We start from the raw sequence: 16,851 nt of genomic DNA, 5'->3' as shown, positions 1-16,851 counted from the left end.
CTTAAACAAAAATTAAAGCCTGTTTTTGGAGCGTTGCCAGACACGGAAGAAATATTTTTTAAAAGTGAGCTTCGGCGTTCAGTAACACTTCAGTAACGTTCTGCCTGCCGAGCATTTATCTCAAGTACTACCCTGCATAATAAAACCGGAGATACCATGAATAAGAAGGTGTTGACCCTGTCTGCTGTAATGGCAAGCATGTTATTCGGCGCGGCTGCGCACGCTGCTGATACCCGCATTGGTGTGACTATCTATAAGTATGACGATAACTTTATGTCTGTAGTACGTAAGGCTATTGAAAAAGATGCCAAAGCGGCACCAGATGTACAGCTGCTGATGAACGACTCGCAGAACGACCAGTCCAAACAAAACGATCAGATCGACGTGCTGCTGGCAAAAGGCGTTAAAGCACTGGCGATTAACCTGGTTGACCCGGCAGCTGCTGGCACGGTCATTGAAAAAGCACGCGGACAGAACGTACCGATCGTATTCTTCAACAAAGAACCTTCTCGTAAAGCGCTGGACAGCTATGACAAAGCGTATTACGTCGGTACCGACTCTAAAGAGTCCGGCATTATTCAGGGTGATTTGATTGCCAAACACTGGGCAGCTAACCCGAACTGGGACCTGAACAAAGACGGCAAAATTCAGTTTGTTCTGCTGAAAGGCGAACCGGGACACCCGGATGCTGAAGCACGTACCACTTACGTGATTAAAGAGCTGAACGACAAAGGCATTAAAACTGAGCAGCTGCAGTTAGATACTGCAATGTGGGATACCGCTCAGGCGAAAGATAAGATGGATGCGTGGATGTCTGGTCCAAACGCGAACAAAATTGAAGTGGTTATCGCTAACAACGATGCGATGGCAATGGGTGCAGTTGAAGCGCTGAAAGCGCACAACAAAACCAGCGTACCAGTATTTGGTGTGGATGCGCTGCCTGAAGCGCTGGCTCTGGTGAAATCTGGCGCCATGGCCGGTACCGTCCTGAACGATGCCAACAACCAGGCGAAAGCCACCTTCGATCTGGCGAAAAACCTGGCTGACGGCAAAGGTGCGGCAGATGGCACTAACTGGAAAATTGAGAACAAGATTGTTCGCGTTCCGTACGTAGGTGTCGATAAAGATAATCTGGCAGAGTTCACCAACAAATAAATACTCCGTATGTGGGCGCAATTTCATTGCGCCCTTAATAACGCACTCTGCAAGGCCAACAAGGTATAATTATGGTCAGCACACATACTCAGTCGTCAGGCGAATACTTGTTGGAAATGACCGGCATCAACAAGTCCTTCCCCGGCGTTAAGGCGCTTGATAATGTTAATTTAAAAGTCCGCCCGCATTCTATTCACGCCCTAATGGGAGAGAATGGCGCGGGGAAATCAACATTATTGAAATGTCTTTTCGGCATCTATCAAAAAGATTCCGGCAGTATTTTATTTCAGGGTAAAGAAATCGATTTTCATTCTGCGAAAGAAGCGCTTGAAAATGGTATTTCGATGGTACACCAGGAATTAAACCTGGTATTACAACGTTCTGTAATGGACAACATGTGGCTGGGACGCTATCCCACCAAGGGCATGTTTGTCGATCAGGAAAAAATGTACCGTGATACCAAAGCGATATTTGATGAACTGGATATTGATATCGATCCGCGTGCGCGTGTCGGCACATTATCTGTTTCACAAATGCAGATGATTGAAATTGCGAAAGCATTCTCCTATGACGCCAAAATCGTCATCATGGATGAGCCAACTTCATCGTTAACCGAAAAAGAAGTTAACCATCTGTTCACCATCATCCGTAAGCTGAAAGAGCGTGGATGCGGTATTGTTTATATCTCTCACAAAATGGAAGAAATCTTCCAGCTGTGCGATGAAATTACCGTTCTGCGCGATGGCCAGTGGATTGCGACCCAGCCGCTGGAAGGGCTGGATATGGATAAGATCATCGCCATGATGGTCGGACGTTCACTGAACCAACGTTTTCCGGATAAAGAAAACAAACCTGGTGAAGTCATTCTGCAAGTGCGTAACCTGACCTCGCTGCGCCAGCCGTCGATTCGTGATATCTCGTTTGATTTGCACAAAGGGGAGATTCTTGGGATTGCAGGTCTGGTAGGCGCAAAACGCACGGATATCGTTGAAACGCTTTTTGGTATTCGTGAGAAATCATCAGGTACGATTACGCTACACGGCAAAAAAATTAATAACCACAGTGCAAATGAAGCCATCAACCATGGTTTTGCACTGGTCACGGAAGAGCGCCGTTCAACCGGTATTTATGCGTATCTGGACATTGGTTTTAACTCGTTAATTTCCAATATCCAAAACTATAAAAACAAAGTTGGTCTGTTGGATAATTCCCGCATGAAGAGTGATACCCAGTGGGTAATTGACTCCATGAGGGTAAAAACACCGGGTCATCGTACGCAAATCGGTTCACTTTCTGGTGGTAATCAGCAAAAAGTGGTTATTGGTCGTTGGTTATTAACGCAGCCAGAAATTCTGATGCTGGATGAACCGACGCGTGGAATCGATGTTGGCGCGAAATTTGAAATTTATCAGTTGATTGCCGAACTCGCGAAAAAGGATAAGGGGATTATTATTATTTCCTCTGAAATGCCGGAGCTGCTGGGTATTACCGATCGTATTCTGGTGATGAGCAATGGTCTCGTTGCTGGAATTGTTGACACTAAAACAACAACGCAAAACGAAATCCTCCGTCTTGCGTCTTTGCACCTTTAAGATTAGGGGCTCCTCATGAGTGCGTTAAATAAGAAAAGTTTTCTTACTTACCTGAAAGAAGGCGGAATTTACGTTGTTCTTTTGGTTTTGCTGGCGATTATTATTTTCCAGGATCCCACTTTCTTAAGCTTACTGAACCTGAGTAATATTCTCACGCAATCCTCGGTGCGTATTATTATCGCATTGGGTGTGGCTGGACTGATTGTTACCCAAGGGACCGACCTGTCGGCGGGGCGTCAGGTTGGCCTGGCGGCAGTGGTGGCGGCAACTCTGTTGCAGTCGATGGAGAATGCCAACAAGGTATTCCCGGAAATGGCGACGATGCCGATCATTGTAGTGGTGCTGATTGTTTGCGTGATTGGCGCCATTATCGGTCTGGTGAACGGTATTATCATTGCTTATCTGAACGTAACGCCGTTTATTACCACACTGGGTACGATGATTATCGTTTACGGGATCAACTCCCTGTACTACGACTTCGTCGGCGCATCGCCAATTTCTGGCTTTGACAGCGGATTCTCAACCTTTGCGCAGGGCTTTATTGCACTGGGCAGTTTCCGACTCTCCTACATCACTTTCTATGCGCTGATTGCGGTGGCCTTTGTGTGGGTGCTGTGGAACAAGACTCGCTTCGGTAAAAACATTTTCGCCATCGGCGGAAACCCGGAAGCTGCGAAAGTGTCCGGTGTAAACGTTGCGCTGAACCTGCTGATTATCTATGCGTTGTCTGGCGTGTTCTATGCCTTCGGTGGTTTGCTGGAAGCCGGACGTATCGGCTCAGCGACCAACAACCTCGGCTTTATGTATGAGCTGGATGCGATTGCGGCGTGCGTGGTTGGCGGCGTGTCGTTCAGCGGCGGGGTAGGTACCGTGTTTGGCGTAGTGACCGGTGTGATTATCTTCACCGTCATCAACTACGGTTTGACCTACATCGGCGTGAACCCATACTGGCAGTATATTATCAAGGGCGGCATTATTATCTTCGCGGTCGCGCTGGACTCACTGAAGTACGCGCGTAAGAAGTAATCTGGGAAGAGAAAAATAAAACCGGTGCAGAGGCGTTCTGCATCGGTTTTTTTATTTGATAAAGAGTAACCAGATACCAGTGAACAATGCACCAATGGCCATACCGAAATAAACGATGATATAGCTCCAGTAAGTGCTGGGTTCTTTAGCGCGAGAAATGATCATTGGCGTCTGCGAACCTTTCACTGTTTTCTCGACGATACCGGAACGTAGTCCCTTCAGGCCTTCTCTGCACGTCCAGAGAACAATCATCAGTACGCCAATAACGATAAAGATCGTTTTTCCTTCCATGCTTATTTTCCTTGTTTCTTTTGTAATTCGAGTAATTGTTCAGGCGTGACCGCCGGATACCCCTGCGCATCGTCCGGTACCTGATGCATGGTAGGGATGGGCACCAGTGGACCTAAAAAACGGGGCTCACGTTTGAAAATGTAGAGATCGGCGAGTGCGCCAAAACGCGCGCCAAATTCACGAACCCGCACGGTGAGCATATCTTTTGGCGAAGGTACGGCGTAGCACTGGGCCTGGATACCCATATGCAGCGCAATAAACAAGGCGCGCTCACAGTGGAATCGTTGAGTAATAATGATGAAATCGTTGGTATCGAACACCTTGCGGGTACGCACGATGGAGTCAAGCGTCCGAAACCCGGCGTAATCAAGCACGATGTCAGCGGGATCGACGCCTGCGGCAATCAGATCCTTACGCATCGTCATGGGTTCGTTATAGCTTTGCTGGGCATTGTCGCCGCTTAACAGCAGATAGTTTACCTTCCCGCTGTTATAGGCGTTCAATGCGCCCTGAATACGGTAGCGGTAATACTGATTGATGACGCCGGTACGGTAATACTTCGCCGTGCCCAGAACCACACCGACCTGGCGGTAGGGCAAATCCTGCAGTTCGTCGTAAATGTAGGGAGCCGTCTTCCAGCTCATCCACCGATCGAGTCCAAGCACAGTCAAAAGCAGCAAGCCTAGCAGGACTAACAGGCTGTAAAACACGCGCTTTAACATGCAGAAAACTCGTTATTTGGATGGAATTTCAATCAGGCTACTGTACCGGAAGACGTAGCGCAAGAAACAGCAGTCTGATTGAGGGGATTTTAGGCATTCTGCATAGTGCCGGATAGCGGTGTAAACACCTTATCCGGCCTACGAACCGGCGTTATTGAGTCGATTAACCCAGGAGAACGCGCTCAATATTATTGCAGCCCAGTGCTTTCAGCGTGGCGGAGGTCGCATCCCACTGAATCAACGGCGCGTCGGCTTTTTCAGCCAGCACGGCGCGTTGGATATCTGGATAATCATAACCGTTCAGATTCAACAGGTTTAACGCGCCTTGCAGCGGTGGCAGGGTCGGGTTAAAGGCGGCATTTTCAGCATAGCTGCCGCTAAAAATACGGCCATCTTTACACTCCAGCGCCACGCCGCTTGGGGATTTGCTGTACGGCATATGACATCTGTTGGCAGCAGTGATTGCCGCTTGGGTCAACGCATCGCCCTGCAGCGCGAAGCCGTGATCCTGATCGTCCATCAGCAGCGTTTTAATCTCCAGATCTTTCGGGCCGAAGGCATCTGGCAGGTAATCACGCAGCATGTGTGGCGCACGTCCCGGCAGATGAATCCGTAAATCCAGTCCGCTGTTCAGTTCGTTCATAAACTGGCGACAGTGGCCGCACGGCGTGTAGTTGACGGTGATGGCGGCGAGCCCTTTTTCACCGCGCAGCCAGGCGTGGCTGATAGCGCTTTGCTCGGCATGAACAGTTTGCTGCATGGTCGCGCCCAGGAACTCCATGTTCCCACCGAAGTACCAGTTGCCGCTGATGCCGCGAGAAATTGCCCCAACGTTGAAGTTGGACAGCGGAGTACGTGCGCAGGCCGCAGCCAGCGGCAGCAGAGCGAATGCCAGCGCGTCTTCGTCCAGTCCCGATTCGCGTTTCAGCAAAGAGACCTGCTCAGCAGTCAGCATGGCGGGGAAATGTGCATCCGCCAGAACAGGGGCCAGGGCTGATTGCAAGTTATCCGCGAGTTGGGCAAAAGCAGTTTGAAAACGTGGATGCATGGCGATGCCTCATAACAATGTAATGGAATCGTAGTTTACGGGCCTGTTATGGCTTTATATGTGATCCAAATCTCATTGTGTGTGCAACTTATGAAACTTAAATGAAAAATGTGCAACGCATCGCAAATAAATAGCTAAAAAATGAAGATTAACCCACCACTGCCAGAATAATCGGGAACAGGAACGGGGCTACCAGCGAGGTAATAATGCCGCAGATGACCAGCGCCAGTGAGCTAAACGCACCTTCCTGATAGTCCAGTTCCGCACAGCGTGCGGTGCCCAGGGCGTGCGACGCGGTGCCCATTGCCAACCCACGTGCGGCCTTAGTGCGGATACGCATCGCATTAAGCAACGTATGACCAAACACTGCCCCCAGGATACCGACAAAGATGACGCATACGGCGCTGATCGCCGGAATGCCGCCAATACTGCCACCCACCGCCATAGCGATAGGTGTAGTGACCGATTTTGGCATAATAGACGCGGCAATTTGCGGTGATGCGCCCATCAACAAGGCGATTGTTGTACCTGTTACCATCGCCACAACGCTCCCGGCAAAACAGATAGCAATGATTGATTTCCAGCGGGCGCGAATCTGGTGCAACTGTTCGTATAACGGATAGGCCAGCGCGACCACGGCGGGTTGCAGCAAATCGTTCAGCACTTCGCTGCCTTTGAAATAGTGATCGTAGGGAATACCGGTCAGCAGCAGAATGGGAATAATCACCACCATGGCAACCAGCAGCGGATTCAGCAAAGGCATTTTAAAGCGAGCTGCCAGCTTACGTGCGCCAAAAAATACCGCCAGCGTAAGAGGTAACGACCACCAGATATACGACATCATTTTTTTGCTTTAGCCTCTTTTTGCCCAACGATTTTGCGCTCACCGTGCACAATGTGCGAGCTCCAGCTCACCACCAGGAAAACGACCAGCGTACTGATGGTACAAGACACCACCACCGGACCAAATTGCGCGCGCAGCAGGTCAAAGTACTGCATGATCCCCACGCCAATCGGGACAAACAACAGGGCCATATAGCGAATCAGCACGTAGCAGCCGGGGTTAACCCATTTTGCCGGTAACACCTGCAAAGCCAGTAAGACAAACAGAATCAGCATGCCGATAATGCTGCCCGGAATGGTGATGGGGAGTAGCGATGCAAGAAAAATACCTGCATAGAGGCAGGCATAAATCAGGACGAATGCGCGCAAATATTGCCAGATAACGTTCAGTGCTTTGCTCATAGTTGAAACCCTTGACGAGATTCATTCATCATACAATTAAACTTAAAAACGTGCTACCGATCACATCATGAATTCTAAGCATAGAGGAAATAGATATCTGGAACATCGGGCGATGGCCCTAACTCTCCGCGCTAAACCTGTGCCAGGTAGTACAGAAAACGATTCAGGGCGGTAGTCGGCGTTTCGTTGTTGCGCCAGAATACGCCGACGCTGCCTTTTTGTTCAATCTTCGGCAGATTCAGGATAGCCAGTTGTCCCTGGGCGGCATACCGTTGTGCCAGGCGCAAAGAAAGAATAGAGATCATGTCGCTACTTTGCAGCAGGTTGGTACTGACGTTGATTGATGCCGATTCAATGATGTTTTCCGGCAACATTACGCCGTTATCAACCAGCGCGTTATCAATGCTCATCCGGATAGGGGTTCCTGTCGGCCAGACAATCCAGCGCCAGTTAGCCAGATCGTGCCAGGTGAGCAGGGGATATTTTGCTAAGGGATGGTCGGGGCGGGCGACGAAACAGACCGGCTCGGTATACAGCACCTGATAATTGAGCGGCAACTGAAGCGCCCGACCGCCGACCCGACCGACGACGACATCCACCGAACCCGCGAGCAGATCGTGCAACAGCGGGGTCATCACTTTCTCTTCAATATTAAGATGCAGGGTTGGCAGTTCTGTGAGCAAACCCAGTATTGCCTGTGAAACACAGTCGGTCGCTACCGGCGAGCAGCCAATCTTCAGACTCCCTACAAGTCCGCCTTGCTTAAAACGGGCGATTTCATACTGCGAACGCTCCATATCATTGATCAGGCGTTGGGCATGTTGCAGTAGCAACTTGCCGCCTTCGGAAGGACGCAAACCTTTGCTATGACGTTCAAAGAGCGTGATGCCAATCTCATCTTCGAGCTGTGATAACCATTTCGACAATGCGGGCTGGGTGATATTCATCATCCGGGCGACGTGCGTCAGATTTCCCTGTTCGCCCAGCGCGATAAGCGTTTGCAGGTGTTGCAACTTCAGTTTCTGCGCCCAGTTTGCCATTTGCTATAACCTCCAGGTTATGCCTCTGCATGAAAAGCCATTGTACATTTCATCTCCAAACATACAAAGTCGCAACATACCTAAAACAAAACAGACATCTACTCTACCTGCACTGAGGCATTCACTATGACTCAACAACGTGATCTACAAGCACTGATCGATTCCGCCCCCGTCGGTAAGACCCAGTGGCGCGTTATCATCTGCTGTTTTCTGGTTGTCATGCTCGACGGATTTGATACCGCGGCGATTGGTTTTATCGCACCCGACATTCGCACTCACTGGCAGCTGACTGCCGGCGATCTGGCACCGCTGTTTGGCGCAGGTCTGCTGGGGCTGACCGCTGGCGCGCTGCTCTGTGGCCCGCTGTCCGACCGTTTTGGCCGCAAACGTGTGATAGAACTCTGCGTGGCGCTGTTCGGTGCACTGAGCCTGCTCTCGGCTTTTTCACCCGATCTGCAAACGCTGGTTATTTTGCGCTTTCTTACCGGCTTAGGGCTGGGCGGCGCAATGCCGAATACCATTACTATGACCTCGGAATACCTGCCCGCGCGTCGGCGTGGCGCACTGGTCACCATGATGTTCTGTGGCTTTACTCTGGGATCGGCAATGGGCGGTATCGTCAGCGCACAGCTGGTGCCGGTGATTGGTTGGCACGGCATTCTGGTGCTGGGAGGCGTTCTACCGCTAATGCTGTTTGTTGCTCTGCTGTTTGCGCTACCGGAATCCCCGCGCTGGCAGGTTCGTCGTCAACTGCCGCAAAACGTGATTGCCAGAACCGTTAGCGCCATCACCCGGGAACGTTATGACAATACCCATTTTTATCTCAACGAAGGTGCCGCGATAGCTAAAGGCAGCATTCGCCAGCTGTTCGTTGGGCGACAGCTGCCTATTACTCTGATGCTATGGGTAGTGTTCTTTATGAGCCTGCTGATTATTTATCTGCTCTCCAGCTGGATGCCAACGCTGCTTAACCATCGTGGAATTGATCTGCAGCATGCCTCCTGGGTAACTGCCGCCTTCCAGATTGGAGGAACGCTGGGGGCACTGGCGCTGGGCGTGCTGATGGACAAATACAATCCTTTCCGCGTGCTGGCCGTGAGTTATGCGCTGGGCGCAGTGTGCATCGTCATGATTGGCCTGAGCGAAAACGGTCTGTGGCTGATGGCACTGGCTATTTTTGGCACCGGCATCGGCATCAGCGGTTCTCAGGTTGGTCTTAATGCGTTAACCGCTACGCTTTATCCGACACAAAGCCGGGCGACGGGCGTCAGCTGGTCTAATGCAGTGGGGCGCTGCGGCGCGATTGTCGGCTCGCTTTCCGGCGGGGTGATGATGGCGATGAATTTCTCATTCGATAACCTGTTTTTCATTATTGCCGTCCCGGCGGCCATCAGCGCGGTAATGCTTACGCTGCTGACGGTTGTTATCCGCCAGTCGGCCTCTGCCTCAAATACTCTGCCACGCGCAGGTGTTGTGAATGAATAAGGAGAATCCCTATGTCTGAACTGAATCAGGACGTTAAGAACAGCCGTCAGCAGTTTTACCAGCATATTTCCGGGCAGAATCTGACCCCGCTGTGGGAGTCGCTGCACCGCCTGGTGCCGCCAACACCGAACGCACATTGCGCGCCCGCGTACTGGAACTATCAGGAGATCCGCCCGCTGCTGCTGGAAAGTGGCGATCTGATTGGCGCGAAAGAGGCGATTCGCCGCGTGCTGGTGCTGGAAAACCCAATGCTGCGTGGACAGTCTTCAATCACCCCAACGCTGTACGCGGGATTGCAGTTAATTATGCCGGGCGAGGTTGCGCCGAGTCATCGTCATAATCAGTCTGCACTGCGCTTTATTGTCGAAGGGAAAGGGGCATTTACCGCCGTGGACGGTGAGCGCACCCAAATGCATGAAGGCGATTTTATTCTGACGCCGCAGTGGCGCTGGCACGATCACGGCAACCCGGGCAGTGAACCGGTGGTGTGGCTGGACGGTCTGGACCTGCCGTTGGTGAACCTGCTGGGCTGTGGCTTTGCGGAAGACTACCCGGAAGATCAACAGCCGGTCACGCGCAAGGAGGGGGATTACTTGCCGCGCTACGCGGCCAATATGCTGCCGCTGCGTCATCAGAAAGGTAACTCATCGCCGATTTTTAACTATCGCTACGATCGCAGCCGTGAAGCACTGCATGACCTGACCCGCATGGGCGACGCCGATGAGTGGGACGGTTACAAGATGCGTTACGTCAACCCGGTAACCGGCGGTTATCCCATGCCTTCGATGGGAACCTTCCTGCAACTGTTGCCGCAGGGCTTTTCCTCACGGATGGCGCGTACCACCGACAGCACTATCTACCACGTGGTGGAAGGAAGTGGGCAGGTCACCATCGGCAACGAAACCTTCAACTTTTCGCCAAAAGATATCTTTGTGGTGCCGACCTGGCACGGCGTGTCGTTCCAGACCCGCGAAGATACCGTCTTATTCAGTTTTTCGGACAGACCGGTTCAGGAAGCACTGGGGTTGTTCCGCGAAGCACGCTATTAATTTGGGAGAGAGAAAATGACGCAATACGTATTTGAACCACAAGCGCCTGTTACCGTTCCGGTTGTTGGCTGTGAGGAACAATTTCCTGTGCGCCGTGTTTACTGCGTGGGCCGTAACTATGCCGCTCATGCCCGTGAAATGGGCTTTGATCCGGATCGCGAACCACCGTTCTTCTTCTGTAAACCTGCCGATGCGGTAGTCCCGGTGGCGGCTGGTCAGATCCTTGAACTGCCGTACCCATCGCAAACCGATAACTATCACTATGAGATAGAGCTGGTGGTGGCGATAGGTAAAAAGGGCAGCGATATACCGCTGGAAAAAGCGCACGAATATATCTGGGGCTATGCCACCGGTCTGGATATGACTCGCCGTGACCGGCAGATGGAGATGCGCCAGATGGGGCGTCCGTGGGAAATCGGCAAAGCGTTTGATCTCTCTGCGCCCATCGCGCCGCTGCATAAAGCCAGCGAAAGTGTGGATGTTAACCATGCGCCAATCTGGTTGCAGGTCAACGGCGACGATCATCAGCGGAGCGATATTCGCCATCTCATCTGGTCTGTGAATGAAACCATCAGCTATCTGTCAGGCTTTTTCGAACTGCAGCCGGGCGATCTGATCTACACCGGTACCCCAGAAGGCGTGGGGGCGGTAGTGAAAGGGGATGTGATCACCGGAAACGTAGACGGTTTAACCCCCATCGCCGTGAAGATTGTCTGAGGTGGATGATGAAGCTGTACAGTTTCTTTAATAGCTCGGCGTCATATCGGGTGCGCATTGCGCTGGCGCTGAAGGGGCTGGATTACCAGACGGTGGGCGTCAACATTCGCATCGGTCAGCAGAACGAACTGGCCTACCGACGGATGAACCCGGTGGGACTGGTGCCGACTCTGGTGACCGATGACGGAGAATCACTTGGGCAGTCGCTGGCAATAATTGACTGGCTGGATAGCCACTTTCCGCAGTCGCCGCTGCTGCCTGCTGACTTTCCGATGCGCAGTAAGGTGCTGGAAATAGTCTATGCCATCGCCTGTGATATCCACCCAGTGAATAACATGCGGGTACTGCGCTACCTGAGCGAAGAGTTAAAGGTCAGTGAAGAAGATAAAAAACGCTGGTATGCGCACTGGATCCAGCAGGGGCTAAGCGCGGTGGAACAGATGCTGCGCCAGAGCCATTCGGGGACGTTCTGCGTGGGTGATGCGCCAACGCTGGCGGATTGCTGTCTGATCCCACAGTGGGCGAACGCGTTACGTATGGGCTGTGATCTGAGCGGATATCAGCGCTGTAAGGCGGTATATGATGCCTGTACTCAGCTTCCGGCGTTTATTGCAGCCGCGCCCGAGAATCAACAAGATAAAATTCCAGCCTGATAAGGAGAACGACAATGGCTAAAGTGACACGCGCAATTATCGTGGGTGGCGGGATTGGCGGCGCGGCGACCGCGCTATCGCTGGCCCGTCAGGGCATTAAAGTGATGTTGCTGGAGAAAGCGCACGAGATTGGTGAAATTGGCGCGGGTATTCAGCTCGGACCAAACGCGTTCTCTGCGCTCGACAGCCTTGGCGTGGGAGAAGTCGCCCGTCAGCGTGCCGTTTTTACCGACCACATCACAATGATGGATGCGGTAAACGCAAAAGAGGTGGTCCGCATTGAAACCGGCCAGGCGTTCCGCGATCACTTTGGCGGTCCTTATGCGGTTATCCATCGGGTTGATATTCACGCCAGCGTTTGGGAAGCGGCGCTGGTGCATCCTAACGTTGAGTATCGCACTTCAACTAACGTGGTTGATATCCGCCAGACAGAGAATGACGTGACGGTATTTGACGAGCACGGCAACAGCTGGACGGCGGATATTTTGGTGGGCTGTGACGGTGTAAAATCGGTCGTTCGTCAGTCTCTGATTGGCGATGCGCCACGGGTTACCGGACACGTGGTCTATCGCGCCGTGATTGATTGCGATGATATGCCGGAGGATTTACGCATTAACGCACCGGTGCTGTGGGCCGGACCACACTGTCACCTGGTGCACTATCCGCTGCGCGGCGGTAAGCAATATAACCTGGTGGTGACCTTCCACAGTCGTCAGCAGGAAGAGTGGGGCGTGAAGGATGGCAGCAAAGAGGAAGTGCTCTCCTATTTTGCGGGTATTCATCCGCGCCCGCGTCAGATGCTGGATAAACCGACGTCATGGCGGCGCTGGTCCACCGCCGACCGCGAGCCGGTAGAAAAATGGGGAACCGACCGCATCACGCTGGTGGGGGATGCCGCTCACCCGGTGGCGCAATATATGGCGCAGGGTGCCTGTATGGCGTTGGAAGACGCGGTAACGCTCGGTAAAGCGCTACAGCAGTGTGATGGCGATGCGGCTGATGCCTTTGCGCTGTATGAGTCGGTGCGTATTCCGCGTACCGCACGCATCGTCTGGTCAACGCGTGAAATGGGCCGTGTCTACCACGCCGCAGGCGTCGAGCGTCAGGTACGTAATCTGCTGTGGAAAGACAAATCGCAGGCAGAGTTTTATCGCGGTATGGAATGGCTGTACGGTTGGAAAGAAGATAACTGTCTGTTGCCGCGCTGAGCCTCTTTAATCTCCCGAACGGAGGCGCTACCATAGCGCCTCTTTTTTTGCGGGTGATGATATGCGTGTTTTACTGGCGCCGATGGAAGGCGTGCTCGACTCACTGGTGCGCGAGCTGCTGACTGAAGTGAATGATTACGATCTGTGCATCACCGAGTTTGTGCGCGTGGTGGATCAGCTCCTGCCGGCAAAAGTATTTCATCGACTCTGCCCGGAACTGCATAACAACAGCCGGACGCCATCCGGCACGTTGGTTCGCATTCAGCTGTTAGGACAGTATCCGCAGTGGCTGGCGGAGAATGCCGCACGCGCGGTAGAACTGGGCTCGTACGGTGTCGATCTAAACTGTGGCTGTCCATCGAAGCTGGTGAACGGTAGCGGCGGTGGCGCAACATTATTGAAAGATCCTGAGCTTATTTACCGGGGCGCAAAAGCTATGCGCGAGGCGGTCCCGGCTCATCTTCCGGTGACGGTGAAAGTTCGTCTGGGCTGGGACAACAGCGACCGGCAGTTTGAAATTGCCGATGCCGTCCAGCAGGCTGGTGCCAGTGAACTGGCGGTGCATGGCCGAACCAAAGAGCAGGGCTACAAGGCGGAACATATCAACTGGCAGGCTATTGGCGAGATCCGCCAGCGGCTGTCCATTCCGGTTATTGCGAATGGCGAAATCTGGGACTGGCAGAGCGCCCAGGATTGTATGGCCATCAGCGGATGCGATGCGGTGATGATCGGACGTGGCGCATTAAATATTCCGAACCTGAGCCGCGTGGTGAAATACAACGAGCCGCGTATGCCGTGGCCTGAAGTCGTGACGCTGTTGCAAAAATATACCCGCCTTGAAAAGCAGGGGGACACCGGGCTGTATCATGTAGCGCGGATTAAGCAGTGGTTAGGGTATTTGCGCAAAGAATATTCAGAGGCAACAGAACTGTTTCAGGAAATTCGTGCGTTGAATAATTCGCCGGATATCGCACGTGCGATTCAGGCTATCGAGATTACTGCCTGATCTCAGTTCCAGTAGGCCGGATAAGGCGTTTACGCCGCCATCCGGCATCAGAGAGAAGAATAGCCTGAGATTTCTGCTATCAGGCCTGGGCGAAATGACGACATCAGAAAATCATCTTAAACACGCCTGTTACCACCAATAGCCCAATCAGAAAAATAATCAGAATTACCCACAGCAGAATTTTCATTAACTTTCCTTTTTTTGGTAAGTTCAGATTGAGTATAGGAAAGTATCAATCATTCTGCCTGGAGGCGTTGTTATGCAGGTTTACGTGCGCTGAGCAGAAACACCATCGGCCGCTCTTTTTCTTCATCTAAAGCCGGGTTTTCAGCAATCTGTTGCGCGGACGGTCCCCATTCATCGACACAAAAGATCTCGAATCCGGCGGCAATCAGCGCATTAATCCAGGTCGCCAGCTTACGGTGCTGTTTTTTGACGCCTTCAGCAAACCAGTTACTGATGCGCTCACCTTCCTGCTGATAATGATTAACCGGCCAGGACAGCTGCCCAGTTTTATCTTTTATCCAACCCTGATTAAGCGGTGCGGTATAAATTGGATGCTCGGCAGAGAAAACTAACATACCGCCTGGTGTTAATGACTGGTAAATGGTTACGAATAATCGTTCTATATCGTGCAAATAGTGCAGGGCAAGCGAGCTATAAACCAGGTCAAAAGAATTTGGGGACAGGGTTAGCGTTTCGAGATCTTCACGCTGATAAACGATGCCATTACCCTGCGTCATACTGTGTGCCTGGGTTAACATCTTTTGTGAAATATCCAGTCCCATTACACTGGCTGCCTGATTATCGCGCGCGTAGCGGCAAAACCAACCATATCCACAGCCCAAATCAAGAATATTTTTGCCTTGAAGAGAGGGGAGCATCGCTTGTATTGTCGGCCATTCTGGCGCGCCGTCGAGTCCCTTTACTGAACGATCCAGCGTGGCATATCCGGCAAAGAACTCAGGATTGTCATAGATATTCTGTGACATAACATCTCCATCCATTAATTATTAAAATTATTTAATCTATATTATTCACGAGGTGTATATTTTTCTGATTATATATTTTTATTGCCAAAGATGTATTGCCACGCGTAACTAAAAAAGCAACAGCGACAAGTCGTAATCTCTGCACATCTTTTCTTACCTGTATATCTCCATGAATCGTAATTCTGTGTTTGTCACGACGGCATTGTTGCCGCTTTTTGTTCTGATGTCTGGCTGCGCGCCGATGCATGATGACCGCCAGTCTCTGTCACAGCAGACGCCTGCCGCAAATGTCGATACCACATTGCCTGCCGCGTTAAAAAATGGCTGGCCGGACAGCCAGTGGTGGAAGGCATATCACGACCCCCAGCTTAATGCGTTGATTGAAAGCACGTTGCGAAATTCTCCTGATATGCAGGTCGCGGAACAGCGCATTCAACTGGCGGAGGCGCAGGCTAAGGCCGTGGAAGCGCAGGATGGCCCGGAGATCGACTTCTCCGCAGACGTTGAGCGTCAGAAAATGTCAGCTGAGGGGCTGATGGGACCTTTCGCCATAACCGATCCGGCCGCCGGGACGACAGGGCCGTGGTACACCAACGGTACTTTTGGTTTAACCGCCGGCTGGAATCTGGATCTGTGGGGTAAGAATCGGGCCGAAGTGACTGCGCGTATAGGGGCCGTTAAGGCACGTGAGGCTGAGCGCGAGCAAACCCGGCAGCTGCTGGCGAGCGGTGTCTCCCGTCTTTACTGGGAATGGCAGACGCAGGCGGCGCTGAAAACCGTGCTGACGCAAATCGAAAGCGAGCAGCAAAATGTGATTACCGTCGATCGTCAACTGTATCAAAACGGCCTCACTTCTTCGGTGGAAGGCGTCGAAACCGATATCGATTCCAGCAAAACAGAGCAGCAGCTGAATGATGTCAGCGGTAAAATGAAGGTGATTGAGGCGCGCCTAAGCGCGTTGAGCAACTCGCAGTCCGTTGCCCTGAAGCTCCATTCGACCAAACTGCCCGTGGTTGAAAGTCAGCTTCCGTCCCAGCTAGGTTATTCGCTGCTGGCCCGTCGACCAGATTTGCAGGCAGCACACTGGTACATTGAGTCATCGCTGAGCAGTATTGATGCGGGGAAAGCGGCGTTTTATCCCGATGTGAATCTGATGGCATTTTTACAACAGGATGCGTTACATCTGAGTGACCTGTTCCGCCATTCCGCGCAGCAAATGGGCGTAACCGCCGGGTTGACGCTGCCTATCTTTGACAGTGGCAGACTGAATGCGAATCTCGATATTACGAAAGCGCAAAGTAATCTGACGGTGGCGAATTACAACAAAGCTGTGGTGGATGCGGTGAATGACGTGGCACGTGCGGCATCGCAGGTAGAAACACTGGCGCAGAAAAATCAGCATCAGCAGCAGATTGAACATGACGCTCAGCGCGTAGTGGGGCTGGCGCAGGCGCGCTTTAATGCGGGTATTATTGCGGGCTCCAGGGTCAGTGAGGCAAAGATCCCGGCATTACGTGAACAGTGCAACGGTCTGATTTTACAAGGCCAGTGGCTGGATGCCTCAATCCAGTTGACCAGCGCGCTGGGCGGCGGTTATCACGCATCCTGATTGTTCGGCCCGC

The 16,851-nt window shown here is 52.1% G+C and carries 18 protein-coding genes; 10 read left to right on the top strand and 8 right to left on the bottom strand.

What is annotated here, in order from left to right; all coding sequences use genetic code 11:
- Positions 1–156 precede the first annotated feature (156 nt).
- From mglB to mglC, 3 genes are all read left to right on the top strand, one after another.
- A complete protein-coding gene (gene mglB, locus OGX86_RS11050; protein WP_003027399.1) occupies positions 157–1,155 on the top strand; it encodes a galactose/glucose ABC transporter substrate-binding protein MglB in 999 nt (332 codons plus the stop codon).
- A 71-nt stretch (positions 1,156–1,226) separates the two neighbouring features.
- The gene (gene mglA / locus OGX86_RS11045) at positions 1,227–2,747 is read left to right on the top strand and encodes a galactose/methyl galactoside ABC transporter ATP-binding protein MglA (RefSeq protein ID WP_003027396.1); all 1,521 of its coding nucleotides are present in this window, start codon (positions 1,227–1,229) and stop codon (positions 2,745–2,747) included.
- Positions 2,748–2,762: 15 nt separating this feature from the next.
- On the top strand, positions 2,763–3,773 hold the full coding sequence (gene mglC / locus OGX86_RS11040; RefSeq protein WP_003027393.1) for a galactose/methyl galactoside ABC transporter permease MglC: 1,011 nt from the start codon (positions 2,763–2,765) through the stop codon (positions 3,771–3,773).
- 51 nt (positions 3,774–3,824) lie between these two features.
- Here the strand turns inward: mglC and OGX86_RS11035 are convergent, their stop codons facing one another.
- The 6 genes from OGX86_RS11035 to OGX86_RS11010 form a co-directional block, all read right to left on the bottom strand.
- Positions 3,825–4,064, bottom strand: coding sequence for a DUF2542 family protein (locus OGX86_RS11035; protein WP_003834502.1), 240 nt, complete (start codon positions 4,062–4,064; stop codon positions 3,825–3,827).
- Positions 4,065–4,066: 2 nt separating this feature from the next.
- On the bottom strand, positions 4,067–4,786 hold the full coding sequence (sanA, locus tag OGX86_RS11030; protein WP_003027383.1) for an outer membrane permeability protein SanA: 720 nt from the start codon (positions 4,784–4,786) through the stop codon (positions 4,067–4,069).
- A gap of 163 nt (positions 4,787–4,949) precedes the next feature.
- Positions 4,950–5,834, bottom strand: coding sequence for a cytidine deaminase (gene cdd / locus OGX86_RS11025; protein WP_008785263.1), 885 nt, complete (start codon positions 5,832–5,834; stop codon positions 4,950–4,952).
- A gap of 148 nt (positions 5,835–5,982) precedes the next feature.
- Positions 5,983–6,678: a CidB/LrgB family autolysis modulator gene (locus OGX86_RS11020; protein WP_003027380.1), complete on the bottom strand. Its 696-nt coding sequence runs from the start codon at positions 6,676–6,678 to the stop codon at positions 5,983–5,985.
- Positions 6,675–7,079 carry a CidA/LrgA family protein gene (locus tag OGX86_RS11015; protein WP_003834497.1) on the bottom strand — a complete coding sequence of 135 codons (405 nt, stop codon included), beginning with the start codon at positions 7,077–7,079 and terminating at the stop codon, positions 6,675–6,677. The genes OGX86_RS11020 and OGX86_RS11015 overlap by 4 nt, the downstream gene beginning before the upstream one ends.
- 131 nt (positions 7,080–7,210) lie before the next feature.
- Positions 7,211–8,119, bottom strand: a complete 909-nt coding sequence (locus OGX86_RS11010; RefSeq protein ID WP_048224594.1) for a LysR substrate-binding domain-containing protein — start codon at positions 8,117–8,119, stop codon at positions 7,211–7,213.
- A 126-nt stretch (positions 8,120–8,245) separates the two neighbouring features.
- On the opposite strand from OGX86_RS11010, the gene mhbT reads away from it, so the two are divergent.
- From mhbT to dusC, 6 genes are all read left to right on the top strand, one after another.
- Entirely contained in the window at positions 8,246–9,604 is a 1,359-nt protein-coding gene (gene mhbT / locus OGX86_RS11005) for a 3-hydroxybenzoate transporter MhbT (RefSeq protein WP_008785261.1), read from the top strand.
- Between the two features lie 11 nt (positions 9,605–9,615).
- Positions 9,616–10,653, top strand: a complete 1,038-nt coding sequence (gtdA, locus tag OGX86_RS11000) for a gentisate 1,2-dioxygenase (RefSeq protein ID WP_048215915.1) — start codon at positions 9,616–9,618, stop codon at positions 10,651–10,653.
- A gap of 15 nt (positions 10,654–10,668) precedes the next feature.
- Positions 10,669–11,370, top strand: a complete 702-nt coding sequence (locus tag OGX86_RS10995; protein WP_204192145.1) for a fumarylacetoacetate hydrolase family protein — start codon at positions 10,669–10,671, stop codon at positions 11,368–11,370.
- A gap of 8 nt (positions 11,371–11,378) precedes the next feature.
- The gene (maiA, locus tag OGX86_RS10990) at positions 11,379–12,023 is read left to right on the top strand and encodes a maleylacetoacetate isomerase (RefSeq protein WP_048224588.1); all 645 of its coding nucleotides are present in this window, start codon (positions 11,379–11,381) and stop codon (positions 12,021–12,023) included.
- A gap of 14 nt (positions 12,024–12,037) precedes the next feature.
- Positions 12,038–13,231: a 3-hydroxybenzoate 6-monooxygenase gene (locus OGX86_RS10985; RefSeq protein WP_032943986.1), complete on the top strand. Its 1,194-nt coding sequence runs from the start codon at positions 12,038–12,040 to the stop codon at positions 13,229–13,231.
- A gap of 61 nt (positions 13,232–13,292) precedes the next feature.
- Entirely contained in the window at positions 13,293–14,237 is a 945-nt protein-coding gene (gene dusC / locus OGX86_RS10980) for a tRNA dihydrouridine(16) synthase DusC (protein WP_048215919.1), read from the top strand.
- Between the two features lie 103 nt (positions 14,238–14,340).
- On the opposite strand, the gene yohP is transcribed toward dusC, so the two are convergent.
- Both yohP and OGX86_RS10975 read right to left on the bottom strand, forming a co-directional pair.
- Complete coding sequence (gene yohP / locus OGX86_RS22840) at positions 14,341–14,424, bottom strand: small membrane protein YohP (protein WP_015572324.1); 84 nt, start codon at positions 14,422–14,424, stop codon at positions 14,341–14,343.
- Between the two features lie 70 nt (positions 14,425–14,494).
- A complete protein-coding gene (locus OGX86_RS10975) occupies positions 14,495–15,229 on the bottom strand; it encodes a class I SAM-dependent methyltransferase (RefSeq protein WP_286640040.1) in 735 nt (244 codons plus the stop codon).
- Positions 15,230–15,398: 169 nt separating this feature from the next.
- Here OGX86_RS10975 and mdtQ point away from each other — a divergent pair, with 169 nt between their 5' ends.
- The gene (gene mdtQ / locus OGX86_RS10970) at positions 15,399–16,838 is read left to right on the top strand and encodes a multidrug resistance outer membrane protein MdtQ (protein ID WP_286640038.1); all 1,440 of its coding nucleotides are present in this window, start codon (positions 15,399–15,401) and stop codon (positions 16,836–16,838) included.
- Positions 16,839–16,851 lie beyond the last annotated feature (13 nt).

It is taken from the genome of Citrobacter sp. Cpo040 (assembly GCF_030332915.1).
In the GTDB taxonomy this organism is placed as follows: Bacteria; Pseudomonadota; Gammaproteobacteria; order Enterobacterales; family Enterobacteriaceae; genus Citrobacter; species Citrobacter portucalensis.
Note: the sequence above shows the minus strand (reverse complement) of the source record. Positions and strands in the feature narration are given on the sequence as shown.

What these genes read in the sequence shown, in the direction of transcription:
- mglB (WP_003027399.1), top strand. Translation starts at nt 157, where the DNA reads ATGAATAAGAAGGTGTTGACCCTGTCTGCTGTAATGGCAAGCATGTTA.
- mglA (WP_003027396.1), top strand. Translation starts at nt 1,227, where the DNA reads ATGGTCAGCACACATACTCAGTCGTCAGGCGAATACTTGTTGGAAATG.
- mglC (WP_003027393.1), top strand. Translation starts at nt 2,763, where the DNA reads ATGAGTGCGTTAAATAAGAAAAGTTTTCTTACTTACCTGAAAGAAGGC.
- OGX86_RS11035 (WP_003834502.1), bottom strand. Translation starts at nt 4,064, where the DNA reads ATGGAAGGAAAAACGATCTTTATCGTTATTGGCGTACTGATGATTGTT.
- sanA (WP_003027383.1), bottom strand. Translation starts at nt 4,786, where the DNA reads ATGTTAAAGCGCGTGTTTTACAGCCTGTTAGTCCTGCTAGGCTTGCTG.
- cdd (WP_008785263.1), bottom strand. Translation starts at nt 5,834, where the DNA reads ATGCATCCACGTTTTCAAACTGCTTTTGCCCAACTCGCGGATAACTTG.
- OGX86_RS11020 (WP_003027380.1), bottom strand. Translation starts at nt 6,678, where the DNA reads ATGATGTCGTATATCTGGTGGTCGTTACCTCTTACGCTGGCGGTATTT.
- OGX86_RS11015 (WP_003834497.1), bottom strand. Translation starts at nt 7,079, where the DNA reads ATGAGCAAAGCACTGAACGTTATCTGGCAATATTTGCGCGCATTCGTC.
- OGX86_RS11010 (WP_048224594.1), bottom strand. Translation starts at nt 8,119, where the DNA reads ATGGCAAACTGGGCGCAGAAACTGAAGTTGCAACACCTGCAAACGCTT.
- mhbT (WP_008785261.1), top strand. Translation starts at nt 8,246, where the DNA reads ATGACTCAACAACGTGATCTACAAGCACTGATCGATTCCGCCCCCGTC.
- gtdA (WP_048215915.1), top strand. Translation starts at nt 9,616, where the DNA reads ATGTCTGAACTGAATCAGGACGTTAAGAACAGCCGTCAGCAGTTTTAC.
- OGX86_RS10995 (WP_204192145.1), top strand. Translation starts at nt 10,669, where the DNA reads ATGACGCAATACGTATTTGAACCACAAGCGCCTGTTACCGTTCCGGTT.
- maiA (WP_048224588.1), top strand. Translation starts at nt 11,379, where the DNA reads ATGAAGCTGTACAGTTTCTTTAATAGCTCGGCGTCATATCGGGTGCGC.
- OGX86_RS10985 (WP_032943986.1), top strand. Translation starts at nt 12,038, where the DNA reads ATGGCTAAAGTGACACGCGCAATTATCGTGGGTGGCGGGATTGGCGGC.
- dusC (WP_048215919.1), top strand. Translation starts at nt 13,293, where the DNA reads ATGCGTGTTTTACTGGCGCCGATGGAAGGCGTGCTCGACTCACTGGTG.
- yohP (WP_015572324.1), bottom strand. Translation starts at nt 14,424, where the DNA reads ATGAAAATTCTGCTGTGGGTAATTCTGATTATTTTTCTGATTGGGCTA.
- OGX86_RS10975 (WP_286640040.1), bottom strand. Translation starts at nt 15,229, where the DNA reads ATGTCACAGAATATCTATGACAATCCTGAGTTCTTTGCCGGATATGCC.
- mdtQ (WP_286640038.1), top strand. Translation starts at nt 15,399, where the DNA reads ATGAATCGTAATTCTGTGTTTGTCACGACGGCATTGTTGCCGCTTTTT.